The following is a 25,663-nucleotide window of genomic DNA, read 5'->3' as shown; positions in this document are numbered from 1 at the left end:
AAAACATTTAACAAACAAGATATGAATTTTAAAAAATGGCAGGGATTCGGTAACGCAGCGATGGTTGCTTTGATAGCTTGCACCCTAACTACTAATCATGCTGAGGCACAAAATAAAGGTAAATGGGTAAAACTGTTCGACGGCAAAAGCCTTGCCGGATGGCATAGCTGGCAGTCCGACAAAGTACTTCCACAGTGGAAAATCGAAGGAGATGCAATTGTTCTTTCTGAAAAAGGTGGAAAAGACCTGGTAACAGATAAAGAATACGGTGATTTTGAGCTTGAACTGGAGTGGAATATTTCGGAAGGCGGAAACAGCGGAATCATCTATCACGTAATTGAGGATAAGAAATATTGCTGCCCATACTCCACCGGACCGGAGATCCAGATACTTGACGACGTTAAACACCCGGATGCAAAAGCCGGAAAAAACGGTAATCACAAAGCAGGTTCTTTGTATGATATGCTTCCTCCAACCGACTTTTCGGCCGTAAAACCCGCCGGTCAGTGGAATAAAGCTAAAATCGTTGTCAAAGGCGGAAAAGGTGAAAGCTGGTTAAATGGTAAAAAAGTAGTGGATTTTGCGACGCAGGGGGCTGATTGGGATAATTTGGTTGCCAACAGCAAATTCAAAACCTGGGAAGGATTTGGTGCGTTTCCAAAAGGGAAAATCGCATTACAGGATCATGGAAACAAAGTTTCATTCAGAAACATCCGGATCAGAGAGCTGTAATCCCAGCTGGTCAAGCGATCCTGACCAAATTTCGCGACTGTAAAAACGCCGGAAAGGCCAGTTCTTTTGTCGCAGTAGAAGGGGTAGATAAGCGTGTGGTTCTTTTGACGATTTACTATGATGATACAAATCATCATCCGTCAACACCAAACCTTTATATACCCCTTCTTTTTTTACCGTCAGGTCACTGAAAGGCAGTTCCTTTTCGAACTCATCATCAAGGCCGATCAACCGGTCTTTTAGAAGCCATTTTGACTTCAGCCGACTGTTTGAGAATGGCTTTGGCGTGAATTTCCCTTCCGATACTTCCATTGCATATTGCAAATAGGCCTTCAACAATTTAGGGCCTGCATTGGTACTCTGATCAGTCATAAGTTGCGATGGCCAGAGACTGGTAACAAAGAAAATACGTTCCCGCGCTCTTGTTACAGCCACATTGAGCCTGTTTTCCCCTCCCTGCCCGTTAAGGCTCCCAAATTGCATCGCCACTTTCCCTTTTTCATCCGGAGCATAGCCCATTGAGAAAATAATAATGTCCCTTTCGTCTCCCTGTACATTTTCGATGTTCTTTACAAACAGGTCCGTAGCCGTCACCCCCTCCCTTTCCAATCCATCCTGAATCGCCTGCTGCTGATAAAAATTGAAGGTAACGACCCCGATACTCTTGTCTGAAATACCATGTTCCCTCACAAGTTCTATTACCTTTTCCACCTCTGTCAGATTGGTGTTATTCTTCCAGATTCCGTCAGTTTTGATATACCGGATACCAGGTTCCGAACTATTTATTTTGTTGAAATCCGGAAGCAGCCGCAGTGAGTTCTTGTAAAAATGATGGTTGGAAAATTCGATCAGATCCAGTGACAAGCTGCGGTAATGCCCCCTTAGCTGATATTGATCCAGGGACTGAGCAGACAAATCCAATAGCGACTCTATTTCAAGAGCAGCAGAATATTCCTCTTCCTCTCTTTTTTCCTCATACCTGATTTTGTAAAGATCATTCGGGGCAAGCTGCTTGCTATCACCTGTAACAACAACCTGACGCCCCCGAAATGCAGCAGGCAATCCATACTCAGCATAACATTGAGATGCTTCGTCGAAAATGACCAGATCGAACAAGCCTTCCTGCATCGGAAAAATTGCCGAAACTGCTTCGGGCGATGCCATCCAGCACGGTACCATAGCAAAAACCTCGTCCGTGTAGTTTTCAACGAGCTTCCTGATCGGCCAGATCTTTCTTTTTTTAGTTACCTGATGTCCCAGTTCCCGGTAAGTAATCCTGTTGCCCAGCCTGTTTTTTTCTATATCCTGATACGTGGATTCTCTTAGTTTGATGCCCGTGATATCGCTGCTGAGCTTCTGCTTTTCACTTACGCTTTTCTGAAGCTGCTCTTCCCATTGCCTCATTTTCAGAGAAGTTACGGATCTCAGATGCGGATACTTCGTTTCAATATGCTCAATCCACGCCAGTCTTATGCTATTTTCAAACAGATTCAGAATTTGTTCCGGTCTGGTGAAATTATTTTTTCTACTCGCTGTAATCAGTAATCTTGTCGCGTCCTGCTCGATAGCACTCATTTCTTCCCATAACCGGTCCATGTCAACCAGCGAATCGAAATCCTTCCGCAAAGAATTCAGGAAAAGGCCACTTTGTATTTCAGGCTCCTGTATCAATGCCTGAATCTGATCCGCGAGAAGATAAGGAGCCATCGCTTTTTCAAGCTGATCCCATACGCCCAGCCATTTAATCAGATCGGTAACAATACTTCCAAAAACCCCGCATGTCTCTGACTGTCCGGCAACCGAGAAAATCACCTGAAACCAGGGATTGATCGATGCTCTCACTACGGCATCTGCTGCCGACTCCGCCCGCCGGAAAAAACCCAAATATTCTTCCGCCGATAGCGAAGTATCTTTAAAGTAAGCCGAAGCATAAGCAAGGTGACGGTTTTCAAGCCAGCTTTCCAGTTCAGTACGATTCCTGATCTTCGATTCAAGTTTTGAAAGATCTTCCGCCGAGGTCGAGAGATTATTGTTCCTGGCTATTTTCTCAATTTCCTTTTTCTCTTTCCCAAACAAATCCCACCATTTCCCTGATATGGCCGACTGTTTAGCCTCTATGGCTTTTCTTAACGATGGAATAATCATACTGATCTCCGATTTATCGGTTGTCAGCTCAATCCCATCTTCAGCTATAAATCCCTCCAGAGTATCCGTCGTTTGTCTGATAAATGCCAGTCTCTCGATCCCATTCCGGTTGCTGTCAATATATGTTTTGAATAATCCGAAGGTGATATCATCCTGGATCAGCTCAAAAATGTTGTGCAAACGCTCCGTTACTTCCCTGCGGTTTGCAAGAAAACCAGCTTCCCCCGGAAGGCCTGTCAGACTTTCAAACCATCGCATCTGCTTCACATAAGCCTCTGGCCAGTCCGAGAACATATCTTCCATACTCCGCAGCTCAGCGATGCCAAGTCCCGCAAAACTTCTCCGCACCGCCCACGCGTGATCTGCCCGGATGTGCAGGGTATAAGCCGCATATACTTTGAGACGTCTGAGAAAGTTTTCGTAGCTATCGATCCGGAAAGACCTAAAAAAACTGCGGACATCGATGGAAGGTGCTTTTTGATCACTTGTCAGATAGAGTTCCTTAACACTGACCCCGCATTCCGTTTCGTCAAAAAGTGCTTTCCTGAAAACTTCCAGATCCTCCACGGTTTTATCAATACCGCGACTTTCCTGGGTAAATTGTCTTTCAAGAAAAACTGCATCCAGACTATAATTTTGTTGTCTGTATTCCTCAACCTTTTCAATTTGAGACGCGAGCTGATGATATAATGCCGGCCTGTCGTTCTTGAAATCATGGATGAGCGCCACGAAGTTGCCCATACCAATGGTTTCAAGGCGTCGATATACGACATCCAGTGCCGCTCGCTTTTGGCATACCAAAAGTACCCTTTTGCCTTTCGAAGCAAAGTCAGCCATGAGATTACAAATCAGCTGTGACTTGCCACTGCCCGGTGGGCCCTGAACGACCAAAGATTTCCCGGATTTTACGGCGAGGATAATTTCTTCCTGGGATTCGTCCATTGGAAAAGGCGTCAGCATCTCTTCCTCCCTGACTATCTGCGGGCGTTTTGTTACAAGATTTTCTTCTCCGGCCAGCACATCGCTATTTTCTACATCATTCCCGATCAACGGAATCCTGACAGGTCCGTCTTCGAGGCTTGCCAGCAAAGCATTGTAATCAGGAACAAGGTAAGAGCCCGCCTGCGGGAAAATTCCCAGCACAGCTTCGGGGAATAGTTTCAGCTCACCGTTCTTCTCGTTTAGTTGAAGTTCGGAGCTTTTTTGCGTTTGAAATGGCTGCAGTGTTTCTTCAAAAAGCTGCTGATTGAAATTGATTTTAAATGGAGATTCCTTTAACCACTCATATAGCTGCGTCCGGAATTCCAGCAGGTCTTTGGAAAATTCTTCAAATGACTTTTCGAAGACATCGTCGGTAATCGGAGATTCATTAAAATGAGCGTAGGCCAGGGCGAAGCTCTGATTGAAATGGATTGCACTCTCTTCCCGTTCCGAAAGGCACCATTGTTCCTTCTCCATCAATAATGTCACCGGGAAAAAAAGCAGCGGGGCGTGAATTGGCGTACCATCGGCAAGTTTGCCTTTTACGAAAGGATATCCGACATACAAATCCCGTGATCCTCTCTCCTCCTCGATAAAGTGCTCAGTCCGGGCGATTTTCCTAAGCCTCTTGCTCACTTCGTTTACCTTCTCAAACCGCGGATCCAACACATCGCAAAGTACGATCCTGCTTTTTCGCTGCACCAGCTGCCTGATCAGTTCCATAGAAGATTTCCCCAGAAGGAAATCCGTATCATGTAAATCCAGGAACTGCTCTGCAGATAAACTGGTCAGTAGTAATGATTTGTTGCGACTGCTAAGGTTGGTAAGCCGTTTCAGGTAAGCCTTCAGAATCCGATTCATAGATACTCAAACGCTCACGATTGCTTAACTATTGGACAAAGCTTCCTCTGGCGCTTCCTTTTTTTCAGGGATAAGTACCGATGCCAATATACTCACTGCCAATATTCCGAGGATCACATACAGAGAATACACAGTTTCAAATCCGATCGCTTCCAGCTGTACGTGCGCAAGCATTTTTCCTCCTATAAACACCAATAGCACACCAAGACCGTATTTCAGGAATCGGAAAAGGCCCATGATGTTACTCAGGAAGAAGAACATGGAGCGCAGGCCCATAATGGCAAAAATATTTGAAAAGAAAACTACGTAGGGGTCTTTTGTAACGGAAAAAACGGCAGGGACCGAATCAACCGCAAAAATCAGGTCAGTAAATTCAACGATCAGAACAACTACGAACAGCGGGGTTACCAGCCATTTGCCTTTTTTCAATACAAAAAAATGTTCTCTCACGTAGCGGGGGAATACGGGAAGGTACTTGGATGCAAAACGCACAACCGGATGTTTTGCTGGATCGATCTTTTCATCGTCGCCCTTTTCAAAAAATATTTTCCCTCCCTGATAAACCAGCAGCAGACCGAAAATATAGATGATCCACTCAAAGCGCTGCATTAGCGCCGAACCTAGAAAAATAAATATGAAACGCATCACTATGGCGCCCAAAACGCCCCAGAAAAGCACTTTTTTAAAATATTTCGGCCTTACTCCAAATGACGAGAAAATCAAGATAATGACGAAAATATTATCGACAGAAAGCGCATACTCCAGCAGATAACCTGTAATAAATTCCAGCGACATATTCCTTCGGTAAATCTCGAGGCTTTCCTCGAAATTGCCCGGAATCAATGTCAGATGAGACGCATACTTCGTCTTGATCGCCTCTAGCTGCGCGTAATTATCGACGCCGTGAACAAGATCTCCGTGTGTATTGATGATAACATAGAACACCAGTGCTAAAAAAATCCAGGCAACTGTCCAAGCGGCCGCCTCTCCGAACTTCACGACATGATCTTTCTTGTTGAAAACCCCCAGATCCAGGAGAAGCATGATGCTTATAACCAATATAAAACCACCGAAAAACAGGACCTCGTTTGAAAACATGAAAAATCTCTCTTTAAAATTTATACTATAATTGAGCAGGACCAGATTTACGATTACTCCGTCCTGGATAAAACCATTCTTGTCAAAGCAGCAAAGGTAATCAAAATATAGGGTGCTTAAATTAATTGGTATGGACGGCGGACTGTATTTTCCAATAAATTAAATCATAGACTAAGCTGAATCGACGCATTCTTCATCCAGGCCTGGGAAACGGCCTCATCTTCTGAAGATCTGAAAAAAAACTTACATCTATAACCCTGATGATTTACAATTTGTTAATCAAAATCAGAGATCTTTTTATAAAATATTTACTAAGAATACTTGCGTCAAATAGATCAGCTACCTACATTTGCACCACCATAATCGAAAAAGGTTATGCGAAAGTAGCTCAGCTGGTAGAGCGCGACCTTGCCAAGGTCGAGGTCGCGGGTTCGAACCCCGTCTTTCGCTCAGAGAACATAAGCACCGGAAACGGTGCTTTTTTTCTCATAAGTGCCAGCGTAATCAACAATGGCTAATGCCGGGGTGGTGGAACTGGTAGACACGCAGGACTTAAAATCCTGTGAGCCGAAACGCTCGTACGGGTTCGATTCCCGTCCCCGGTACTGATTATCAAGCAGTTATAAACTTTGGTTTGTGACTGCTTTTTTGTTGGTACAACATAGGTACAACAACCTAATAAAGCACCTACCATTCAGGCTCTGATTAATAAGTCTTTGGGCTTGATACAATGATCTTGCATATTTCTTCCGATATTGACCAAAAGCAAAAAAGTCATTACTCAACCCTCATGAGCAAATGAAATATCCTGACGAGCCGATACATTCAGTAAGTGAATTAATTGAAAAGTTACAAGCTCACATCGACATCTATGCCGGCCCGGTTTGGTTCAGAGGCCAGACAAACCAGCTGTGGAATTTGGAACCAAAGCTTTTACGAGGAGGAAACCAAATACCAGAAACTCACTATTTTACAAGGTTCAAACAAGATGCATCTTTAATTATTAACCATCAGCCCAAATCTGAATTCGATTGGCTCTTTTTGATGCAGCACTACGGAGTTCCAACCCGCCTGTTAGACTGGTCCGAAAGCCCCTTGGTGTCTTTATATTTTGCAACAACAGAGCTAGCCGAAGACGGGTGTTTGTGGGTCCTTCTGCCAACTGAACTCAATAAAATCAGCCGATACCGATCCGTTTATGATTTCGAGATCCCGTCGTTTGAAGATCCGCAGTTAGCTCCGTACATTCCCAGTACAATTGCGGCCGAAAGCAAAACGTCATTAGATCCAATGGCCGCAATAGCTCCTAGAAATAGTCAGAGAATGCAAGCTCAAAAGGGTGTATTTACTATTAGCCACAGAGAAAACACTTTTATCAATAACCTTCGCTTAGGCGGTAGTGCTGATCATATTTGGCGGTATGTTATCCCGAGCGCGTCAAAGGATAATATTTTGAGAGAACTCAAGCTACTAGGGTATAACAAGTTTCAACTATTCCCTGAATTAGAAAGTTTAGCTGCTAACCTACTATAAAATGGCAACAATTAAGACATATCCAATGCCCAATAGTACTATTCTCCGAATTAATTCTGAGAAGGAGTTCATAAATACAAATCCAGAATATCAGAGAAATGGAGAGGTATGGACAAGAGAGAAAAAGCAATTATTAATTGATTCCATTTTAAATGACTATGACATTCCGAAATTATATTTTCATTTATTACCAAAAAATGCCGGAGAAGAAAATTATGATTATTCAATAATTGATGGTAGACAAAGAATTGAGGCTGTGTGGGGCTTTATGGATGGAGCGTTTCCATTGAGTAACGACTTTATTTTACTTTCAGATGAAACCCTTGAAGCTAGAGGATTGACATACAGCGACCTCGCTAAGGAATTTCCTAGACTAAGGGTAAGATTCGACTCTTATGTTCTCCCAATAGTTCTGGTTGAAACAAGTGATATAGAATTAATCGAGGACATGTTTTCTAGACTGAATGAAGCAGTACCACTGAATGCAGCAGAAAAAAGAAACGCACTTGGAGGCCCAATGGCTACTGCCATCAGAAAACTTGCTGAGGAGCCTTTCTTTAAAGAGCTCGTAAAATTTTCAAATAAACGATACCAGCACCGTGAGGTGGCTACGCGTTTTCTATTCATAGAGTATAGCTACCACTCAGGTAGGCTTTTGGATACTAAAAAACCATATTTAGACAAGATGGTTTCAAATTTTAAAGGTCAAAATTTCGAAGAGGTAGAGCCATATTTTAATGCGTCACTGCAAGTCGTTCGGGCGATGTCAGATATTTTTTCAATAGCCGATGTATTACTCAGGTCGCAATCAGTTGTAACAATATACTATCTTGTTGTAAAACTCGCCATAGAGAATAACGAAATAAATTTAGTTACGAGACAACGTCTATTGCAATTTTTCGGAGTGCTCTCTGATAACAAGAGAGCAGCGGAACAAGATATAACAAACGCGAATTACGACTATCTTGAATTTGATCGACTGTCACAGCAAGGAACGAATGATGCATACTCGATTAGAGAGCGTACGCGAATTCTTTGTGAATTCCTAGGCGTAGCTTATAGAAGCGACTTAGAGAGGAATTAATATTAATAAGTTGATTTGAAAATATGCAGGTTATCTGTCTTGAAGAAGCTGCTTTCTACACTTTAATTGAAGAGGTTGTGGTGCGGCTCAAAGATACAAATGATAGAAAAAAAGAGAAATGGCTATCAGATGATCAGGCCATGCAACTACTGAATATCAAATCAAAAACGACTTTACAGAAGCTACGCGATGAAGGGAAAATCCGCTTTTCCCAGCCACAAAAGAAAATCATTCTTTATGACCGGAATTCTATTGAGGAGTATTTAGACAAGAACGCCCGCAACACTTTTTAACAATGGAAAACGACGAAACCATCGATCCCGATTATCTCAAAGGCTTCAATGAGGGCTATGTCATTGCACAACATATGCCGGAACTTGCCGAACAACTATCGCGAGCCAAGGGTAAAAGCTCTAGATTGACGGGCATACAGGATGGCAGGCGTGAATATATGGTTGAACAGCTAAGGTCGCTGCGCCCTTCCCGTCTGCAAGACAAGCAGGCAGATTATAATTCACCTGAACCAACTCATGTCCCAGATAGAGATCCCGATAAAGATTTAGACCGATGACTATTCGTCCCGGTCGAGATCGACCTGTTGCACTCCCCCGCCTGGATCTTCTGGACCTTCCTCAACACGGTTATAGGTTGACGATTGGTTAAACTTCGCCGACATCGTCATCGACGCTTCTTTGTCAGTTTCTTTTCCCTTTTCAACAGGCATTTGCTTATCAGAATCGATTTCAGGCATCAGTTTTGGATAGCTCAGCGATTGAGAAAACCTCGCTGACATTGAAGATGTCTTCCCTCGCACATCTGATTTGTTTTCTGACTGGGACATAGTTCCCTCTTCTTTAACAGGAGGTTTTTCATTGGTACCCCTAAGTTGCGCATCCGCAAAATCCTGAGATACCTCCAAATCTTTTTCTTTGGGCCGCTCATTATCCACTGCATCCCGGTCAAGCTTCTTGAATTCATTCGGGAACAATCTCTCTCTGCTGATGTTTCTGGCTTTTTCATCCAGGGCTGGATCACCCCCCTTGGTGGCATCTTCAATGTCCTTCCAGGCCTTTTGCTGAACCTTGTCCTTTTCAATCTTCAGTTGCTCCTGTCTCACATCTTCTCCGGATACAGGCTTCGGCTCTGCTACTTCACCTTTTGGCACATTACGGGGCTGCGGCCCCCTCTCCTTTGGCGGATATTTATATTTTTCGTCCAACCGGCGCAATGTTTCCCTGGTATCACCAACTATCTTTTGCACATGCTCATAGCCCTCGGGGTAGGGCTCCTCTTTTTTTGGAAAGTCGAAATTTGATTTGAATTCCTCTAGGCGGCTGTTTTTATCATCAGAATTATCCATCGGTAGAAAGGGATTATTTGCTTGACATGCAGAAGGATTATGCTAACATAAACATTCAAAAGCAGACTTGTTTTACCGTTGGATAAGATATGGATTGGCGCGAAAAGAGAATTCAACAAGTTTATGGCGGCGATGAAAAACGCTACGAGAAGGCTTTTGCTGTCGGCGTTCAAGAAGCACGAATGAATGCCATGAACTGGGAAGACCTGCTTCTGGGCGTTACCGCATTCCCGGAAGTTGAAGTGAGATGTGAAGACCTGATCGAAGCCCGCCTTGGCTATGTACCCAGCGCTGCCGCGCTTGCCAAATATGCGCCATACCTGAGAGCGATCATTGTGAGCCATGATCAGGGAAACATCAGCGATTACGATTTTTACCAGCAAGCAGACGATCAAATCAAACTGATCCGAAATGAAGACCTGGAACACAACACCTGTCTTGAATATAACGAAGATATATATCAGAACTATCAGGAAACATTTGCTGCTTATGGACAAGAAGCAAAAGAAAGGCTGACCCGCTTTCTGGGATACGAACCCAAGCTCGAACATTCTCTCGTTGCCCAGATGTGGCTGAGAAAAGTTATGGCGGATGATACCTTTCAACTGCCTTCCTATATCACTGCCTGCGACTATAAAGCCATTACGCTAGTTAAGTACCGTGAAGTATTATTGGCCGAAGGAAAAGACACTGCGGACATGTCCCCATTGCCTCGAAACGTCCCTTTTACCGTTTAATAAGTTTACCAAAATTCCAATTGGGTTATTTGGAGAAATATTTGGATAGTGGTTACATTTGGCTAAACCTCTGTCTGATACCTGATTAAGCATTCTCCCCGATGACTTCATTTGATCTGGACAACCCCATCTTTGAACTGTCTTCAAGCACCGACAAAAATGCCTGGACACTGCGCCATGCCGTAGAAGGCGTTCAGATTTTTGGCGGCATCGGTTCGGGAAAAACATCCGGTTCCGGGCGCATGCTGGCTTTAAAGTATTTAAGTGCCGGGTTCGGTGGACTCGTCCTTACAGTCAAAGCCGATGAGAAGCAGGCATGGCAGGAGTATTGCAGAATTACCAAACGGGAAAATGACCTGGTAATCCTGGAACCAAGGGGTGAGCATAGTTTCAATTTTCTCCAGTATGAATCTTCCCATTCTGATAAGGACGGCAGCAGTACCGAAAATATCGTCGAAGTGCTGAAAACCGTGATCCGGGCCGGCGAAACAAAAGACAGCGGTAAATCCGATGACGCATTTTGGGAAACCGCGCTGGACATGCTCATCTTCAACGTCATTGACCTTTGCAAGCTGGCCTACGACAAAGTATCTGTTAAAGAAATGTATGACATCGTCCAGTCGATACCAAAAGGTAAAGAACAGCTCAAATCCGCCACGGAAGAAGACAAGCGTAAAGCGTTTCATAAAGCAATGAGTGCTGCATTAGGAAAAGTAACCAGGAAAATTGATGCCTGGAACGTGCACAGTCGGACGCCGACCGGAAGCGTATCATTGAAGATCCAGAAAGCTATGAAGAAAAGATGTTTGACGCCGTGCCCGAAGCCCGTCTGTTGGCATTTGTCGATCAATTCTTCTCTGATAATTTAATCACGCTCAGCGAAAAAACACGGTCTATCATCGATTTCTCGTTTTCAGGTTTTTTATTTCGTTTGCTCCGCGAACCGATCTATTCGCTCTTCTGCCGGTACGGCTCAACTGTTACCCCGGAAGACTGCCTACAGGGAAAGATCATCCTGCTTAACCTGCCGGTCAAAATCTACCACAAGGTTGGCAGGGACTGCCAGATCATGTTTAAATATATCTGGCAACGGGCCATGGAAAAAAGGGACACCAGCAAGAACAACCGGCCCCTGTTTCTCTGGGCTGACGAAGCCCAGAATTTCCTGCATGAGCATGACGCGACCTATCAGGCCACTGCCCGCAGCAGCAGGATTGCCACCGTTTATATCTCTCAAAACATCCCCAATTACCTGGCGTCTATGGGCGGCGACAAATCAGATTCACGGGTGAAAGGATTTTTAGGGACACTCGGCACAAAAATATTCCATGCAAATGCCGACGTTGAAACCAATAATTACGCTTCCCAACTGATCGGCCAGACCTTCTTTATCAATGAAAACGAGACGACGGGGCTTACCAAGGAGTTTTCCAAAAGCCAGGCCAAATCTCTGGAACTGGCCGCTGCCGTCAGGCCGGAAGAATTCATAAGCCTTAAAACCGGCGGCCCGCAAAATACTTTTAAAGTTGAAGGCTACATGCACCGGCAAGGCGACAGCCTGCTCAATAAGAAGAACTACCTTAAAATGAATTTCAACCAAAATTACCTTGCCTAATCTATATGTTTCTTTCACTTTTACTCTTCAACGATCATGAAAAAAAACCTTTATTTCCGCGCGGTCCTGCGCCGTTCCAATCCGGTCAAGGAGCTCTTTTTTAATCTTTTTACCGCGATAGCCTCCTGGCCCCGGCTCTTGCTGGAAGTATTTATCCGTAAAAATTTTGGCGAGCGTTACTTCTCGTTTTCCAATGCGGTGATAATGGCTTTATTTCTGGCCGGTTTGCTGCCGCTTTTTGGCTTGCTTACCTCCGTGTTTACGTCATATTTCAATATGAAATATTTTCTGATGAACCACCTTACATGGTATTTGTTCCTGATCGTGTTAGTGTTTGTTGCCTATTTAAAGAAACGGGAAATCAAACGCCTGCCCTCTGTGTTCGACTTTGCCCGTTTCAGCCTTTCGACCGGAGAAATAAACCCCTTGTTCTACACGATCAAAATAAAGGGGAACTATGTTGAGACAAGGGAGATCGAAACTATATGCGAGCCCTTGTTCTGTATGATCATCGGACTTTTGATAATACTGGCTGGCCAGGTTGTCGGTATCCTTATAGTGTTTTGCAGCATCGTTTATTCGCTGAGCTATATGGCTGCCTACCATGTGGGGGACAATTTCGTTATGGACAAGATAGACGAATTGCTGTGCAACCAGGAGCTCTATAATGCCTTTGTTGACGGCGTCGATCCAAGCAAGACCAGGGGTGTCAATTATTACGGAAGGCGACCCGCCGATCCAGAGGCACGCCGCCGAGTTGCCGACGCGTTCATCGATCAGGATGAAGAAGAAACTGTGGACGCGCAATAACCTTCCTAAGCTGTGCTTAGGGCAGATGTCTGATGGAATTTATTTAACCCGCATTAACAGCTTCCCGAGCACAGCTTTTCAAAAAAACAGGTTTACTGTGTATGTACCGGCGATAACGAAATACCAAAGTTTTAAGATCGCGTTTAAAACCCTGTAAAGTCCCGGTCATGATACGAATGATCCAGTGCAACTCAGCGGCCCACGCCAAAAACTATTTCTCCGAATCCCTGTCCAAGGCGGATTATTATATCAATGACCAGGAACTCAATGGCAGGCTGCAGGGAAAACTCGCAGAACGTTTATCCATTACCGGGCCTGCCACCAAAGACGTTTTCCATTCCCTTGCCGACAATATCAATCCGCATACCGGTGAACGGCTAACCCCCAGGACAAAAGAGGAACGGATCACCGGATATGATATTAATTTCCACTGCCCAAAATCCGTCTCGATCCTGCACGCGCTTTCCAAAGACGATCACCTGATCAATGCCTTCCAGGAAAGCGTGCGCGAGACCATGCAGGACATCGAAGCTGACACCAAAACGAGGGTACGCAAAAATGGCCAGTATGATGACCGCCAAACTGGCGAGCTGGCATGGGCCGATTTTATTCACCAGACCGCAAGGCCTGTTGAAGACAATGCCCCCGACCCACACCTGCATGCGCATTGTTTTGTTTTCAACGCAACATGGGACGATCAGGAAAAACAATTCAAAGCCGCGCGGTTCCGCGACATCAAAAGAGATATGCCGTATTACGAAGCACGGTTTCACAAGAAACTCTCCGACCGGCTTATCACACTGGGATACGATATCCGGCGAACGGACAAATCTTTCGAAGTGAAAGGTGTGCCCCAGCGGGTAATCGATAACTTTTCAAAACGCACTGATGAAATCGGGCGCGTGGCAAAAGAAAAAGGGATAACCGACGCAAAAGAGCTGGACAACCTGGGGGCCCGCACCCGTTCTAAAAAACAAAAAGGGTTGAGTATGGCCGAGCTGAAAGCCGAGTGGAAACGACAGATCAAAGAACTCGGCCCAGATCAAGATGACGAAGGCGACCAGCCCGTACGTTTTGCCCCTGCCCGGCAAAAAGCACCTCTGACCCCTGAACTTTGCGTTGAACATGCCCTGCTGCACAAATTCGAACGTGCATCCGTTGTTCAGGACAGGCGGCTGCTGGAAGCTGCCTATAGGCACAGTTTTGGCGACAGCTCGGTATCCCTGGACAACATCACCAAATGTATTGAGCAGGATAAACGGATCATCCATGTCAGGGAAAAATCAAAGACGATGTGCACAACCCGGCAGGTATTATCCCAGGAACAGCAGATGGTTAACCTTGCGCGTGAAGGCAAAGGAAAACTTAAACCGCTTTACATCGACGCCACCGCTATAAAACTCAAAGGCCAGCAGGCAGAAGCTGTCCACCACGTACTGACGACCCCAAACCGTGTATCCATCATCCGCGGTGCAGCTGGAACAGGAAAAACAACGCTGATGCAGGAAGCGGTCAGCTTAATCGAAAAGTCGGGCAAAAAAGTCACGGTCGTCGCCCCCACCGCCCAGGCATCCCGAAATGTGCTCCGGCAGGAAGGGTTTGAAAACGCAGAGACTGTCGCCAAACTTTTGACGGACGAAAAAATGCAGGCGCAACTGGCCAATCAGGTCCTTTGGGTCGACGAGGCTGGCCTGCTTGGCACGCAGGATATGGCATCACTTCTCGAATTGACCAAAAAACAAAATGCACGATTAATCCTTGGCGGGGATACCAGGCAACATTCAAGCGTGATCAGGGGCGATGCCCTTCGTATCCTGAACACGGTGGGCGGCATCCGGTCCGCAGAAGTCAGCAAAATCTACCGCCAGAAAAACGAATATTTCCGCTCATCGGTCGAAGACCTGTCAAAAGGCGATATCCATAGCGCCTTTCAAAAGCTGGACACCATTGGCTCTATCCGGGCCATCGACCCTTTAAAACCAAATGAGGCCCTGGTGGATGACTATGTTGAAGCAATCAAGGCCAAGAAAACAGCCCTTGTCGTCTCACCGACGCACCAGCAGTGCGACCAGGTCACCGAGGCGATCCGTCAGAAGCTAAAAAAAACCGGATTGATCGGCAAAAAGGAAATTCTGGCGACAAGACTAAGCAACCTGAATATGACCGAAGCCCAGAAAAACGACTGGCGGAATTTCCAAAAAGGCCAGGCTGTCCAATTCAGCCAGAACACTGCCGGCATCAAGCGCGGCAGTATATGGACAGTGGATGCGTGCTCCGAAGAAGGCGTCATGATCCGCAATGAAAATGGACATACCGCTCCCCTGCCCCTTGGGAAAAGCAATTGCTACGATATATTTTCCAAAACTCAAATCGGGATTTCCAAAGGCGACGCTATCCGTATCACCCGCAACGGATTTGATCAGGACAAAAACAGGGTCAATAACGGGCAGATCCTTGAAGTCGTCTCGGTGCATAAAAAAGGCGACCTTGTTTTGCGCAATGCTATCAGCAAAAGCACTTACAGGCTTAAACAGGATTACGGCCATATCTCCCATGCGCATTGCGTGACCTCTCACGCTTCGCAAGGCAAAACGGTGGACGAGGTTTTCATCTCCCAACCGGCTTCGACCTTCCCGGCGACCGATGCCAAGCAGTTCTATGTCTCCGTATCACGGGCAAGGGACCGGGCCCGTATCTATACCGATGACAAAGAGCAGCTGCTCGAACACGCTTCCGATCTGGGGGAACGCCAATCAGCTATGGAGTTGGTAAGCAGCAGAAACAAGACCAAGGAGGCTGCTTATCATCATATCCGCCAGGACATCAGCCGGGCACAACCCGACAGACCAGCAGGCAAAGAACCGGAAAAACCTTCACCCGAACGTTACAGCGATTATGAGCCAGGGATTTAAATTGCGGTATGACCAGATGCGCGAAGGCGATCCAACCAAAACGGACGATACCTCGCTGGCTGGTCAGGACGAAGCTTCGTACAATGGCCCCGGCCATGCCCGGAGCCTGTGTGTGGTATGGCCGGACGGAAAAAGGATGTTTTTTAACTACGCATATCTTGTTTGCGGCGAACTTGATGTTGCGGGCGATAAAAATGTAATAAGATTGGAATTTTCTGGTTCTACGCTGAAGCTTATAGGCTTCGGGTTAGAGGCATTATTCATGTCAATGCTCGAACAAGTTCCGAGGATAATCATCGCTATTGATGAACGTTACGTGTTAAATGACATCCCGCCAGAGGCCATTGTCATTGGTATCAGTGTGGAAAAAAAAGAATAGTAAATAAAATATGAATGCACGCCTTCCGGAACCAAGAAGTTTGCAGATGATTTAGCAAATACCTTACGCTAATACGGAATTAGCGCCTGCTTATAAAAATTAATGTGGCCAGTTGTTATTCTGGCTAGGGATGGTTGGATTTTAACGCAACACGACTTCATCTGCTTTCGTATCGCTCCCGTCTACCCACGACCCAACGCGCTATCATGCCTGATGGTGTGTCTGCTTTCCACGCCGTCTGTCCAGGTGATTACAGATAGACAGGGTGGGAGTCAATGAATTAGTTGTTCAGAACGATCAATCTCTTTTGGCGGTTGAGATTTAGATTTTATCTTATCTACACCTTCAAAGTAATTGCTAAACCCTCTTTGCGTAAAGTATATTGCTGCCGCGCTTGAAACGATTATTGGTAAAATTGATGGGTGTTCCTCTTGCAGAAACTTGTCGATAGTTACACTGCAGGATATGAGTGATAAACCTATTTCTACCAGTCCATAGTATTTTTGTTTATTTTTCTTGAATTTGTATAATATGTAACCCGATTCTAGTGCAATAAGTGCTCCACAAATCTTGTAAAAAGTGGCATTTTTATCGGTTAGTTGTCTAATAAAATATTGGAACTTTCCTTCTATATATGACCACACATCTCCTGGATGGTTAACAATATAGATGAAAGATAACAGAAAAGCCCACATGATTATATTTCCTATTAAACCTATTTCGTTTTCAGGTTTATTTTGACGGCCAACGCCACGTTCATGGTACCATGAATCGGGTACTCTGTCTTCTGCTCCGGTTATCATAGTTCTATGTTTTTAATTAATTATCGATACTGGATTTCAGATATTGTATTGCGTATCAGATTTTTTTGACCTGCATTTTAATATAAGCTTACCCGTTGAAAGCAACCTACTATAAAGCTAATTGCTAAAACCTACCGGAAGCCATATTTTAAAAAATACATATAAAATCCGGACAGGCTTTAGACCTGCCCGGATCACTTATTTATTCAGCCTGCGGTTTGTTCTTGCGAACCGTGACCGAAACCTTCTGGCCCATGACAGTGAGCGAAAGGTTAAGCCCTTCTGCATCGCCGTGTTCCCAGGCAACGCCGGTCTTGATCCATTCGGGCTTTTCAGTGCCTTTGTCTTTCACGAAGTAAACAGAATGGGTTGGCTTTTTAGGTTTGTTTTCAGTTTGGTCAGTCATCATCAAATCTCCTTTCTTTTGTTGTTGATGATGGAAGCAAAAGAGTTCAAAAAGGAGGGAAAGCTCCCCGAATAGAAAAAAATCGGCGCTTGCCGACTATTTTTTTCTATGAGTCGAAGAGCCATTTTATTTCATAAAATGGAGGGATAAGCGCCATCACGACTGTTGAACTATGCTGACATCATCAATCAACTGGCAAAAGAAAACAGATTTGATGATGACTGACCAAATGACTGCCTTAAAAAGCCATCCGTTAAAAGCTGAAAAGCCATGGTTTGCCGAATAGCCCATTGAATAAAAGAGTTTGCCCTTAAATGATGCAGAAGGCTGATGCCCCCCGCTTGCAATATCTGAAAGGACATTCGAAAAGCAAGGATTACGCCGCCGGACAAACCAAGGCCGGGTTCATTTAGATCTGTCCACCGGCCTGATTCAGATACCGCCTGAAATAATTATTGCCCGGAGCGTATTTATAAAAAAGCAAAAGTTTGTTTGAACCGCTCCCGTGCTTGAAGCATCGAAACATATATAAAGCCTGGCAGATTTGAGTCTGTCAGGCTTTACGTGTGTGCTATTGCTCGTCGCCGAATATAATAGAAGGATCATTGGACATGATCATTTCATAGAGTATTTCCTTTGCTATCGCGAGTTGGACGGTGGCAGGTAAATCCTCGGCCCCTGGCGGCATTTTAACAGAGACGGCTTGCGAAGGAACATTACGGATAGGCTTGTTTTGATTGTTCATCAAATCTCCTTTCTTTTTTGTTGATGATGGAAGCACACAAGGATCCGTCTTGACGGGAAAGCTCCCCGGAGTGAAAAAATCGATGCACAGCATCTATTTTTTTACGGAGTCGTCAGAGCTTTTTCGGTTCTATATCGAAAAAGAGGGATAAGCGTATCACGGCATGACGGGTCATGCTGACATCATTTGAAAACAAATAAGGAAACGGGATTTGGCGGGTGATCTACAGACGAACAACGCCTGCTCTATATTCGGCAAATTTCGCTTAGTCCACGAACAAAAAATGGCGGGAAGAAAAAGTTCAAGATTGACGATTTTGATCATATCGCCTCTTATACAGCCTATTACGGTACAAACGCTGCTCATCCTCAGTCCCCTCGATTTCCAGCAAAACTTCATCAATCCATGTATCCTCCTTCACTTTATTAAGATCAGTTTCAAAAATATCAAGCACAAAGCGTTCCTCGTTTGGCCGTGTTTCAAAAACTTTCAGGTTGCTTTTTTCTGCAAATGAGACCAGATGATATTTCAAACTACTTTCAATGCGGCACCCCATAAAAATTGCCTCGGCATACGGAAAGGCAATACAATTATTATTTAATAAATCCACCCGCTCGTTTTCTACCATCAGTCGCCATTCCTTTTCATAGCTCCAAAACGCAGACTTTGTGATCAATGCTTTCTTGGATGCTTTCGCTATGCTTAAGTTAGAACTGAATTTGTGATTACTATTAAGAGTTTCCAGGATGTTTGGAACAGACAATGTAGGGACATTACTGGTATACTTTACTGGCAACAAGCCAGTCTTTACAAAATCGGACGTCTTCTCGAGAGAATATCGGATGCAAAATCCAGTATGGTTACTGGCGTAGTGAGACCACATTGTTGTATTTGCCGCAAGTTCTTGCTCGTCCTCAAAATTGGAGAAACAAGTAATTCTTACGTCCACCTCCCGTATGGCATTGATTGTTTTTCTAAATGCCTGCCTTGCTTCCAGTTCCAGGTTCTCAATCAATATTTTGAAATTTTCGCTCTTGCCTGAAAGAACACTGCTCAATACCTTCCCGAAATATTCTCTATTCAAATAGTAATTTCCTGGTCGGCAAATCTCCTCTTCTGAGTATGAATGCCTTATCTCCCACATTTCTTTATTCGAGAGAGTATCAATACTTCCTTCTTTATTTATAAGACGCATTTTTTCCAATTCCTTTAAGATATACTTTTTTATAAAAGTCATCCTTTCAATGCACACATAGCTGTCGAAAGGGTCATTGAAGGAACGGGGAGAATTCAACCACAGTAGATTGTTTTCCAAACTTACCAAGCTGTGATGCGAGGGACCAAAAAACTTATATAAAAGCTTCGGAAAATGCTCAGTCTTGTAATTTGCCATTTCCGTGACAGCGGCCTCTAGGCCCACCTTAGCCGTTTTATCAACATATTCATTTATAAAGTGCTTTTGCCACACGCCTGAAAAATTTCGGCTCCGATAATCGGATGTAGGATAGCCCGACTCTTGATTACGTATCGACATCTGTTTTATTAAGTAGTTTTATAAGAAATTACAACAAGACAGCCATTCTACTCAAAATTTCACAATCACCAGATGAACGATTTGTCCCATGACAAGAAGCCTTAAGTTCAGGTTCTGATTAAACTCTATTTTCCAACCTATACCGATAATAGTGTCACGCATTTTCACCACGTGCGACGGCTTTTCACGCTGTTCGGCACTCGATAAGAATTTTTGGATCCCGTTCATCGCGGGCGATATTTCTATCGGAACTTCTTCGACCAATGCATTAGCCACGCTGTCCAAAACAAGAAATCGTATGCGAATTATTCCAGCCTGATCACATTCCCAACCCAAACCAATTCTGTCAAATACTGCCGATTGGTTTACGTTTGGGAACCAACGTAATAAAATCTTATGAGAAGCCGGTGCGGAAGGGTTATCAATTGTTTCATCAGAGGTCATCATCAAATCTCCTTTCTTTGTTGTTAATGATGAAAGCCAAAAGGACCTGTGATGATGTGAAAGCTCCCCGAAGTAAAAAAATCGATGCGCAGCGTCTACTTTTTTACGAAGTCGCCAGAGCTTTTTCGTTCTTACAACGAAAAAGAGGGATAAGCGTATCACGGCATGACGGGTCATGCTGACATCATTTAAAAACAAAGAAAGAAAGGAGATTTGGCTGGTGATCTACAGACAAAAATGTGCGTGCCACATTCGAACACTTTACTTGGGAAAGTTGCGGCAACGCGAACCAACCATGACCGGAAGGAAAAGGTCATAACGGAAGCATTGAAAAACAAATAAAGGAAGGGGATTGATGAAAAGACTGATTGATGAACCGCATCCTATTCAAAGCCGTTCGCAGCATAGGAAATGAGCTGATTGCTGCTGGTCACCAGTGTTGAATTTTGGGTATTTACAATGCCAACTTTGTTGATCAAAAAGCCCGCTTCTGTGAGATGGACTTCCATATTCTGCAGCCCGTAGGGAAGCATCAATATGTCGCTGCCAAACCGTTGCAGATCACGCGTGAATACCTCAAGCGTTTCCCGGTCCGGACTGCGAAAGCAGGAAAGATAAAAGCTTTGCCACTCCCATCTGGGGAAAATCCTGATTAGCTCCAGTGCCCAGGGATTTGGCAAATACCAGTACGATGCTGGCTCCGCCGAATTCGATTGATGACGCGCAAGCAATACTGCTTCAGGCCAAAGCTGAATGATAGCATTGTTAAGCGTTTTGATAATTTCTTTCATGAGTTGGTTGTGGCCTGAAGCTCTTTGATGAATTCCCGTGCTTCTTTTCGTAAAAGCTCTTTGAAATGTTTGGATTTATATTCATCATAATAATAAAGCCAGACCATTTCTTCCGATACGATAATATATCTTACCTCTTTCATTTTTTTCAAAATCAACCGCTCAAATATATTGGAATAAATCCATAAAAAAGGATTTATTCCAATATTAAATTCCGTTCTGTAAGCTAACCGGTACAATGAATTTAGAAATGATGGCCAGGCAAATTCTCACTTGCCTGGCTGCCAGTTTATTCCGGTTTCGGTTTGTTCTTACGGACGGTCAGTGAAACTTTCTGCCCCAGGCAATCCATGGAAAGATTAAGTCCTTCATGGTCGCTATGCTCCCAGGCTACCCCTGTTTTAATCCATTCGGCTTTTTCAATGCCCTCCTTGTTGCGCACGAAATAAACGGTATGGGTCGGCTTTTTCGGGTTTGGCTCATTTTGGCTGCTCATTGTTATTTCCTTTCTTGGGTGGGTGGTAAATAGCTGGCACCGTTTCCAGACGCTGCCAGCATCCTAAGGCAAAACGCTTTGATACGTTTTGCCGAAGCTTAGCTTATGCGGGAACACAATTTTGGCGGGATTGCTGGCCATGAATGTATTCGGCTGCCTTTTGCGCATGAGATGCCGCAAAGAAGATAAAACGCTTGTTGTCTTTGAGGACTTTCAGCCAAGACTGGATATAAGCGGCATGCTGCTGCTCGGGCATCGGTTCAAAACCAAGGTCGGCAGCAAGGAAACATGCGCCTAATTCTGCAACAAGCTCTTCTTCGGCATAGCCTTCATCACCGTAGTGCTTGCGGCCCAGATCACGGTTCAGCCGTTTCGGATGCTTGGTCCAGTGCGTTAATTCATGGGCGAGTGTCCCGTAATATCCGGCAGCTGTTTCAAAACTTTCGAATGGCGGCATCTGGATTTTGTCAGTGCTTTGGCTATAAGAAGCCTGGCTTCCGACGTAGATATCCGCCTTGGTCTGGGCAAAGAAGTCTCCAATTTCTTTGCTGCGCTGCTCAGGATTAGCCTTGGAGGGCTGCGGAAGCTTGTAAAATGCTTCTGGCAAACCTTCAATTTGCGATACGTTGAAGACTATATAACATTTCAGATACGGTATCTTGCTGATTTTAGTGTCCCCTTCTTCCTCATGTTCCTTTATAAGTGTATCGGCATAAACGACCTGGGTGCCCTTCTCGTCTTTACGGACGCAGCCTTTCATCGCGAGAGCCTGTTTAAAAGTCATCCAGTGCGGCAAGGCATAGCCTTTTTCTGCGGCAGTCCCCCAGAGCATCAGCGTATTAATGCCGGTGTAGGGGACGTTGTTAAACCGTAAGGGACGCATGACATATCCCGAGAGATATTCGGAATTCCAGGGCTTACGCCAGGTCAAATTGCCTTTTTCAAGGTCAGAGAGTATTTTGTTTGTGACGCGCGAATAGATGTCATTTTGAGATTGGCCTTCGTTTGTCAATTTAGCCTCCTTTTGTTTTGCTGATCGCTTTGTGGTCTTTTTGATAGAAGTGTTCATTTCAATTCTCAGTAGGTTAGGATTACGGAGATTGATCAACCCGGCGTCATAGCGAGTGAAACCGGCAAGAATTTTGGTTGGGCGGGGAATGGCGAAGCCAGGCGAAAATTGTTGTTGGTGCAACGAGCGCGGCGGGTAAATCACCGTCCTTTAATCCTGACCTGCCTTATGGAGAATTGACCTGAACCGTCGAAAATCACCAATGCAGTATCAGCTAACCGGGGAGATTAGTTATCTGGTAACGGTCACGAAAGTTTCAACTGGTGCATATGCCAGGCATTCACATCTTTATGGGGCGCATAAACGTTGTTCATTTTGACGTGTGTCAGGCACTCTTCCTCCTTTAAGAATTCCGCTAGCACAGCGGTTGCTTTTTTCCCGGCAGCGTCATTGTCCATCCAGCTGTAAGCGGTGCGGTAGCCGTATTTGTGGATATAAGCCATCGCCTGTTTAAGCAGGGCCACGGAATTCAGAACGATCGCGTCCCCTTTCAAAGGCTTGCCGTTCAGTTGGGCAATGACGGAAACGTAATCCATACACCCTTCAAACAAATGGATGCTTTCAGGCTTGGCCACTTTGCCACGGATAAAACTGATGGCCTTGGGCCTCAGGCAAGCTTTGAACATCGGGTTTCGCAATTCGAAACCGCCGTCTTCATTGCCGAAGCCTAAGGAAATAATCCGCTTGCCGGTGTTCCGGTTGACCACATGCATTTCGCGAAAATTCTGTTTGGCAAGGCTGAGCGGGATGCCCCGCTTTTCAAGGTAACGGATGAGCCCCAGATGCGTGATTGGCCGGTTTGATTTCAGAACCAGGGCGCTGTCTTTCTTTTCGGCGTTTCTCTCTCGGACTGGATCAAATATCTGGCAGTCTGGAAAGCTGCCAGATAAGTTTGTCAGCCACCGTACCGCGTCTGCGTTGGTGTGATTTTCCCCAAGGCGTTCCAGGTAAGTACTGGCAAACTTGATGAGCCCGCCCCCAATCCCCTCCCCATGGTCGAACCAGATATTTTCGTCAACATTGACATAAAAGCTGGGTGTTTTCTCATTTCGCCAGGGGGAGAAATACCGAAGCTCCTTTTTACCGGGATTTTCCGGGGAAATATTAAGCTTGCCCAATATTTCGGAAATAGCTATAGATTTAGCAAGTTCTGTATTCATTATGCTCTCTCAAGGATATGGTGGTACCGGACCCAGGGAAAGAAGAGTTTTCGAAGAACTTTTCTTTCCCGATTTTTATCGGATTAGATTTCTTTCGATAAATTTATCCAGGCTCGATAACCGGTACCTCACCGATCGTCCTACTTTGAGTGGCTGAAGGTCATAGCGTTTTGTGCAGTCCCAAACGGCTAACGTACCGGGTGATACGCGCAGGTAACGCGCCGCCGTTTTTCTGTCGAGCAGTTGCTCTGGCTGGGCTTTATTGGGCATCTCATATTCCTTTCTGAATAATAAAATGGTCTCAGGCATCAGGCTGACCTTTGAAACCGGGAAATTGATAAAAGATTTTTTTCGGCGCGGTCAATACAATCAGAGATTGATTAATGAATGATAAACAATGTAAATGTTAGAAAACTCAAGGACTGGTTATACCCGGATACATCGCTATTCAAGTATATTAGTAATTTCAAATCAAGTCCATCGGCTCCAATCAAACTTTGTTCACCAATTCCCCTGACAAGTAAAATGAATTCGTCAGAACAAAAAGATTTCGAGCATCATTCGCCGACGAAAGATGAGATCGAACACACGATAAACCTAATTTACGGCAAACTCGCACTCCCACAGATCCATGTTTCAAGCAACGCAGCAATTAAGGAGGGCTATGAAGAGGCTATTGAAATCCTGACGGATGGCAAAAGAAGTTATAATCAGATCTCCAAAAATCTTAAGACTGATCAGGGAAAGGCTATTGCAGTTCATGCGGTAGATTATCTCAATGGGGAATGCACAAGGAAGGTTTTAGTCGGGATACCAATAGCGGATGCCTGAGCCTTTACTGACAGGATTACTGACTTCCGCCAGCTTCAAACTGTATACTGCGCCATTGCCTGCCGTTACTTTGTTACTTTCTAGGATTGTGATTTGGCCAGGAATATCCATCGTGCCCAGAATATACGGAAAGCCAGGAATGTGCATTCTGATATTTTCTTGTTCCCAGGCTCATCTAAACCGATACTAATATCAAAATTCCCGTGAACTTCCTCCGCACGACTTTATGAATACCGTGTTTTGACAGAAACTTTCATCAACAGCTAACCAAAAAGCTGCCCGCAAAATAAAAAAGCACGGTGCTCCAAGTCAAAGATTCGGGAATAGTCAATTTCCAAGTCAGTCTCCATCGGTAACTAAAAATCTTCAATATAGAAAGTCTTATAGATATTTTTCGCGATGCTTCACACCGTTAAATAAATATAAAATAAAAATATATAAGAATATAAGTAGCAATCGGGTTACAAATCGCATTTTTACCTAAGTCGTACAAAACTTCTTCAACCCTTTAACAACTCCGCAATGACCACCCTTATTAAAAGACTACGTTATTTTCGACAAAAAATGGGAGTAAAACAATCATATATGGCACTGAAAACAGGAATGTCTCAATCCAATTATTCGCAAATAGAATCGGGAAAGATACAACCGTCTATGCACCAGCTTCATCAGTTTGCGGATATATTAGAAATTTCCCTGACGGAATTACTTGCCGAGAATGGAAAAGAGCAAACAATACCGAATCAAAGGTTCTTGCCTAATTCAGAATTCTTTATCCGATTGTTAGCCGAAAAAGATAGTCAAATTTCGATCTTAAAAGATCACGTTCGAAGTATAGAGCTTTTGAAAGAAGACATTCGTGCAATAAAGAATTATTTGCAACCCGAATGAAGTTTACCTTAAACATTGAATTATAAACAGTTATATATTTTATTGTCAATAAAATCGATGATACCTTTAGTTCCATCAAACTAGGAGCTTTAATTATTTTGTTATTCTGAATACTTGTTTGAGGTGGCTCCCGAAAGCGGCACACATTTTTGCACAACATGATGCAAAATGGGAGTTCAGAAAGAGAGCAAAACCCGAAAGAGTTATGATGCTGAGTTTAAGCAGGAAGTAACGAGAATGTTGGCT

The 25,663-nt window shown here is 44.4% G+C and carries 27 protein-coding genes and 2 tRNA genes; 15 read left to right on the top strand and 14 right to left on the bottom strand.

Annotation, left to right across the window (positions count from 1 at the left end; translation table 11 throughout):
* The first annotated feature begins 21 nt into the window (after positions 1–21).
* On the top strand, positions 22–732 hold the full coding sequence (locus FBF61_RS10215; RefSeq protein WP_138477137.1) for a 3-keto-disaccharide hydrolase: 711 nt from the start codon (positions 22–24) through the stop codon (positions 730–732).
* Here FBF61_RS10215 and FBF61_RS10210 read toward each other — a convergent pair.
* Together FBF61_RS10210 and FBF61_RS10205 are read right to left on the bottom strand one after the other, a co-directional pair.
* Positions 700–4,719: an AAA domain-containing protein gene (locus FBF61_RS10210; RefSeq protein WP_138477136.1), complete on the bottom strand. Its 4,020-nt coding sequence runs from the start codon at positions 4,717–4,719 to the stop codon at positions 700–702. The two genes, FBF61_RS10215 and FBF61_RS10210, sit on opposite strands and share 33 nt — an antisense overlap.
* Before the next feature lie 24 nt (positions 4,720–4,743).
* A complete protein-coding gene (locus tag FBF61_RS10205) occupies positions 4,744–5,817 on the bottom strand; it encodes a TerC/Alx family metal homeostasis membrane protein (RefSeq protein ID WP_138477135.1) in 1,074 nt (357 codons plus the stop codon).
* A 377-nt stretch (positions 5,818–6,194) separates the two neighbouring features.
* On the opposite strand from FBF61_RS10205, the gene FBF61_RS10200 reads away from it, so the two are divergent.
* The 6 genes from FBF61_RS10200 to FBF61_RS10175 all read left to right on the top strand — a co-directional run bounded on the left by FBF61_RS10200 (position 6,195) and on the right by FBF61_RS10175 (position 9,005).
* Positions 6,195–6,267: transfer RNA gene (locus FBF61_RS10200), tRNA-Gly, on the top strand.
* Between the two features lie 69 nt (positions 6,268–6,336).
* A tRNA-Leu gene (locus FBF61_RS10195) sits at positions 6,337–6,422 on the top strand.
* Between the two features lie 193 nt (positions 6,423–6,615).
* A complete protein-coding gene (locus FBF61_RS10190) occupies positions 6,616–7,350 on the top strand; it encodes an FRG domain-containing protein (RefSeq protein ID WP_138477134.1) in 735 nt (244 codons plus the stop codon).
* A gap of 1 nt (position 7,351) precedes the next feature.
* Positions 7,352–8,434: a DUF262 domain-containing protein gene (locus FBF61_RS10185; RefSeq protein ID WP_138477133.1), complete on the top strand. Its 1,083-nt coding sequence runs from the start codon at positions 7,352–7,354 to the stop codon at positions 8,432–8,434.
* Positions 8,435–8,457: 23 nt separating this feature from the next.
* Complete coding sequence (locus FBF61_RS10180; RefSeq protein ID WP_138477132.1) at positions 8,458–8,727, top strand: helix-turn-helix domain-containing protein; 270 nt, start codon at positions 8,458–8,460, stop codon at positions 8,725–8,727.
* Positions 8,728–8,729: 2 nt separating this feature from the next.
* Positions 8,730–9,005, top strand: a complete 276-nt coding sequence (locus tag FBF61_RS10175) for a hypothetical protein (RefSeq protein ID WP_138477131.1) — start codon at positions 8,730–8,732, stop codon at positions 9,003–9,005.
* Here the strand turns inward: FBF61_RS10175 and FBF61_RS10170 are convergent, their stop codons facing one another.
* Complete coding sequence (locus FBF61_RS10170) at positions 9,006–9,794, bottom strand: hypothetical protein (RefSeq protein ID WP_138477130.1); 789 nt, start codon at positions 9,792–9,794, stop codon at positions 9,006–9,008.
* Positions 9,795–9,883: 89 nt separating this feature from the next.
* On the opposite strand from FBF61_RS10170, the gene FBF61_RS10165 reads away from it, so the two are divergent.
* The 6 genes from FBF61_RS10165 (at position 9,884) to FBF61_RS10140 (ending at position 16,247) form a co-directional block, all read left to right on the top strand.
* The gene (locus FBF61_RS10165; RefSeq protein WP_138477129.1) at positions 9,884–10,531 is read left to right on the top strand and encodes a hypothetical protein; all 648 of its coding nucleotides are present in this window, start codon (positions 9,884–9,886) and stop codon (positions 10,529–10,531) included.
* A 101-nt stretch (positions 10,532–10,632) separates the two neighbouring features.
* Positions 10,633–11,400 carry a type IV secretory system conjugative DNA transfer family protein gene (locus tag FBF61_RS10160; protein ID WP_138477128.1) on the top strand — a complete coding sequence of 256 codons (768 nt, stop codon included), beginning with the start codon at positions 10,633–10,635 and terminating at the stop codon, positions 11,398–11,400.
* Complete coding sequence (locus FBF61_RS10155) at positions 11,334–12,146, top strand: TraM recognition domain-containing protein (protein WP_138477127.1); 813 nt, start codon at positions 11,334–11,336, stop codon at positions 12,144–12,146. The genes FBF61_RS10160 and FBF61_RS10155 overlap by 67 nt, the downstream gene beginning before the upstream one ends.
* A gap of 36 nt (positions 12,147–12,182) precedes the next feature.
* Positions 12,183–12,956, top strand: a complete 774-nt coding sequence (locus FBF61_RS10150) for a hypothetical protein (RefSeq protein WP_138477126.1) — start codon at positions 12,183–12,185, stop codon at positions 12,954–12,956.
* A 167-nt stretch (positions 12,957–13,123) separates the two neighbouring features.
* Entirely contained in the window at positions 13,124–15,868 is a 2,745-nt protein-coding gene (mobF, locus tag FBF61_RS10145) for a MobF family relaxase (RefSeq protein WP_166444498.1), read from the top strand.
* Entirely contained in the window at positions 15,852–16,247 is a 396-nt protein-coding gene (locus FBF61_RS10140) for a hypothetical protein (protein ID WP_138477125.1), read from the top strand. Before mobF ends, FBF61_RS10140 begins: the two co-directional genes overlap by 17 nt.
* A gap of 272 nt (positions 16,248–16,519) precedes the next feature.
* On the opposite strand, the gene FBF61_RS10135 is transcribed toward FBF61_RS10140, so the two are convergent.
* The 11 genes from FBF61_RS10135 to FBF61_RS10095 form a co-directional block, all read right to left on the bottom strand.
* Complete coding sequence (locus FBF61_RS10135; RefSeq protein WP_138477124.1) at positions 16,520–17,050, bottom strand: hypothetical protein; 531 nt, start codon at positions 17,048–17,050, stop codon at positions 16,520–16,522.
* Between the two features lie 202 nt (positions 17,051–17,252).
* Positions 17,253–17,459: a hypothetical protein gene (locus tag FBF61_RS10130; RefSeq protein WP_138477123.1), complete on the bottom strand. Its 207-nt coding sequence runs from the start codon at positions 17,457–17,459 to the stop codon at positions 17,253–17,255.
* A 568-nt stretch (positions 17,460–18,027) separates the two neighbouring features.
* Positions 18,028–18,201: a hypothetical protein gene (locus FBF61_RS34580; protein ID WP_166444497.1), complete on the bottom strand. Its 174-nt coding sequence runs from the start codon at positions 18,199–18,201 to the stop codon at positions 18,028–18,030.
* Between the two features lie 301 nt (positions 18,202–18,502).
* Positions 18,503–19,735, bottom strand: coding sequence for a DUF2971 domain-containing protein (locus tag FBF61_RS10125; RefSeq protein ID WP_138477122.1), 1,233 nt, complete (start codon positions 19,733–19,735; stop codon positions 18,503–18,505).
* Positions 19,736–19,786: 51 nt separating this feature from the next.
* On the bottom strand, positions 19,787–20,356 hold the full coding sequence (locus FBF61_RS10120; protein ID WP_138477121.1) for a hypothetical protein: 570 nt from the start codon (positions 20,354–20,356) through the stop codon (positions 19,787–19,789).
* Between the two features lie 206 nt (positions 20,357–20,562).
* The gene (locus tag FBF61_RS10115; protein ID WP_138477120.1) at positions 20,563–20,970 is read right to left on the bottom strand and encodes a hypothetical protein; all 408 of its coding nucleotides are present in this window, start codon (positions 20,968–20,970) and stop codon (positions 20,563–20,565) included.
* Positions 20,967–21,113 carry a hypothetical protein gene (locus tag FBF61_RS34575; protein WP_166444496.1) on the bottom strand — a complete coding sequence of 49 codons (147 nt, stop codon included), beginning with the start codon at positions 21,111–21,113 and terminating at the stop codon, positions 20,967–20,969. The genes FBF61_RS10115 and FBF61_RS34575 overlap by 4 nt, the downstream gene beginning before the upstream one ends.
* A gap of 146 nt (positions 21,114–21,259) precedes the next feature.
* The gene (locus tag FBF61_RS10110; protein ID WP_138477119.1) at positions 21,260–21,466 is read right to left on the bottom strand and encodes a hypothetical protein; all 207 of its coding nucleotides are present in this window, start codon (positions 21,464–21,466) and stop codon (positions 21,260–21,262) included.
* Positions 21,467–21,569: 103 nt separating this feature from the next.
* Entirely contained in the window at positions 21,570–22,535 is a 966-nt protein-coding gene (locus tag FBF61_RS10105) for an ArdC family protein (protein WP_138477118.1), read from the bottom strand.
* Positions 22,536–22,780: 245 nt separating this feature from the next.
* The gene (locus FBF61_RS10100; protein WP_138477117.1) at positions 22,781–23,695 is read right to left on the bottom strand and encodes a DUF8464 domain-containing protein; all 915 of its coding nucleotides are present in this window, start codon (positions 23,693–23,695) and stop codon (positions 22,781–22,783) included.
* A gap of 75 nt (positions 23,696–23,770) precedes the next feature.
* Positions 23,771–24,004 (bottom strand): helix-turn-helix domain-containing protein, encoded by a 234-nt coding sequence (locus tag FBF61_RS10095; RefSeq protein ID WP_229214993.1) that lies wholly within the window; start codon positions 24,002–24,004, stop codon positions 23,771–23,773.
* A 216-nt stretch (positions 24,005–24,220) separates the two neighbouring features.
* Between FBF61_RS10095 and FBF61_RS10090 the strand changes: the two genes are divergently transcribed.
* Positions 24,221–24,526, top strand: coding sequence for a hypothetical protein (locus tag FBF61_RS10090; RefSeq protein WP_138477116.1), 306 nt, complete (start codon positions 24,221–24,223; stop codon positions 24,524–24,526).
* A 522-nt stretch (positions 24,527–25,048) separates the two neighbouring features.
* On the top strand, positions 25,049–25,417 hold the full coding sequence (locus FBF61_RS10085; protein WP_138477115.1) for a helix-turn-helix domain-containing protein: 369 nt from the start codon (positions 25,049–25,051) through the stop codon (positions 25,415–25,417).
* Positions 25,418–25,663 lie beyond the last annotated feature (246 nt).

Source organism: Dyadobacter bucti (assembly GCF_005869225.1).
Lineage (GTDB): Bacteria > Bacteroidota > Bacteroidia > Cytophagales > Spirosomataceae > Dyadobacter > Dyadobacter bucti.
The sequence above is the reverse complement of the archived record's forward strand: the minus strand, read 5'-3'. Positions and strand labels throughout refer to the sequence as shown.

Coding starts and splice junctions, on each gene's coding strand:
- mobF (WP_166444498.1), top strand. CDS start 13,124: ATGATACGAATGATCCAGTGCAACTCAGCGGCCCACGCCAAAAACTAT.
- FBF61_RS10215 (WP_138477137.1), top strand. CDS start 22: ATGAATTTTAAAAAATGGCAGGGATTCGGTAACGCAGCGATGGTTGCT.
- FBF61_RS34575 (WP_166444496.1), bottom strand. CDS start 21,113: ATGAAAGAGGTAAGATATATTATCGTATCGGAAGAAATGGTCTGGCTT.
- FBF61_RS10090 (WP_138477116.1), top strand. CDS start 24,221: ATGAATTCGTCAGAACAAAAAGATTTCGAGCATCATTCGCCGACGAAA.
- FBF61_RS10115 (WP_138477120.1), bottom strand. CDS start 20,970: ATGAAAGAAATTATCAAAACGCTTAACAATGCTATCATTCAGCTTTGG.
- FBF61_RS10150 (WP_138477126.1), top strand. CDS start 12,183: ATGAAAAAAAACCTTTATTTCCGCGCGGTCCTGCGCCGTTCCAATCCG.
- FBF61_RS10135 (WP_138477124.1), bottom strand. CDS start 17,050: ATGATAACCGGAGCAGAAGACAGAGTACCCGATTCATGGTACCATGAA.
- FBF61_RS10105 (WP_138477118.1), bottom strand. CDS start 22,535: ATGAACACTTCTATCAAAAAGACCACAAAGCGATCAGCAAAACAAAAG.
- FBF61_RS10140 (WP_138477125.1), top strand. CDS start 15,852: ATGAGCCAGGGATTTAAATTGCGGTATGACCAGATGCGCGAAGGCGAT.
- FBF61_RS10205 (WP_138477135.1), bottom strand. CDS start 5,817: ATGTTTTCAAACGAGGTCCTGTTTTTCGGTGGTTTTATATTGGTTATA.
- FBF61_RS10155 (WP_138477127.1), top strand. CDS start 11,334: ATGTTTGACGCCGTGCCCGAAGCCCGTCTGTTGGCATTTGTCGATCAA.
- FBF61_RS10095 (WP_229214993.1), bottom strand. CDS start 24,004: ATGCCTGAGACCATTTTATTATTCAGAAAGGAATATGAGATGCCCAAT.
- FBF61_RS10085 (WP_138477115.1), top strand. CDS start 25,049: ATGACCACCCTTATTAAAAGACTACGTTATTTTCGACAAAAAATGGGA.
- FBF61_RS10190 (WP_138477134.1), top strand. CDS start 6,616: ATGAAATATCCTGACGAGCCGATACATTCAGTAAGTGAATTAATTGAA.
- FBF61_RS10210 (WP_138477136.1), bottom strand. CDS start 4,719: ATGAATCGGATTCTGAAGGCTTACCTGAAACGGCTTACCAACCTTAGC.
- FBF61_RS10185 (WP_138477133.1), top strand. CDS start 7,352: ATGGCAACAATTAAGACATATCCAATGCCCAATAGTACTATTCTCCGA.
- FBF61_RS10170 (WP_138477130.1), bottom strand. CDS start 9,794: ATGGATAATTCTGATGATAAAAACAGCCGCCTAGAGGAATTCAAATCA.
- FBF61_RS10175 (WP_138477131.1), top strand. CDS start 8,730: ATGGAAAACGACGAAACCATCGATCCCGATTATCTCAAAGGCTTCAAT.
- FBF61_RS10100 (WP_138477117.1), bottom strand. CDS start 23,695: ATGAATACAGAACTTGCTAAATCTATAGCTATTTCCGAAATATTGGGC.
- FBF61_RS10110 (WP_138477119.1), bottom strand. CDS start 21,466: ATGAGCAGCCAAAATGAGCCAAACCCGAAAAAGCCGACCCATACCGTT.
- FBF61_RS10125 (WP_138477122.1), bottom strand. CDS start 19,735: ATGTCGATACGTAATCAAGAGTCGGGCTATCCTACATCCGATTATCGG.
- FBF61_RS10180 (WP_138477132.1), top strand. CDS start 8,458: ATGCAGGTTATCTGTCTTGAAGAAGCTGCTTTCTACACTTTAATTGAA.
- FBF61_RS10130 (WP_138477123.1), bottom strand. CDS start 17,459: ATGATGACTGACCAAACTGAAAACAAACCTAAAAAGCCAACCCATTCT.
- FBF61_RS34580 (WP_166444497.1), bottom strand. CDS start 18,201: ATGAACAATCAAAACAAGCCTATCCGTAATGTTCCTTCGCAAGCCGTC.
- FBF61_RS10120 (WP_138477121.1), bottom strand. CDS start 20,356: ATGACCCGTCATGCCGTGATACGCTTATCCCTCTTTTTCGTTGTAAGA.
- FBF61_RS10165 (WP_138477129.1), top strand. CDS start 9,884: ATGGATTGGCGCGAAAAGAGAATTCAACAAGTTTATGGCGGCGATGAA.
- FBF61_RS10160 (WP_138477128.1), top strand. CDS start 10,633: ATGACTTCATTTGATCTGGACAACCCCATCTTTGAACTGTCTTCAAGC.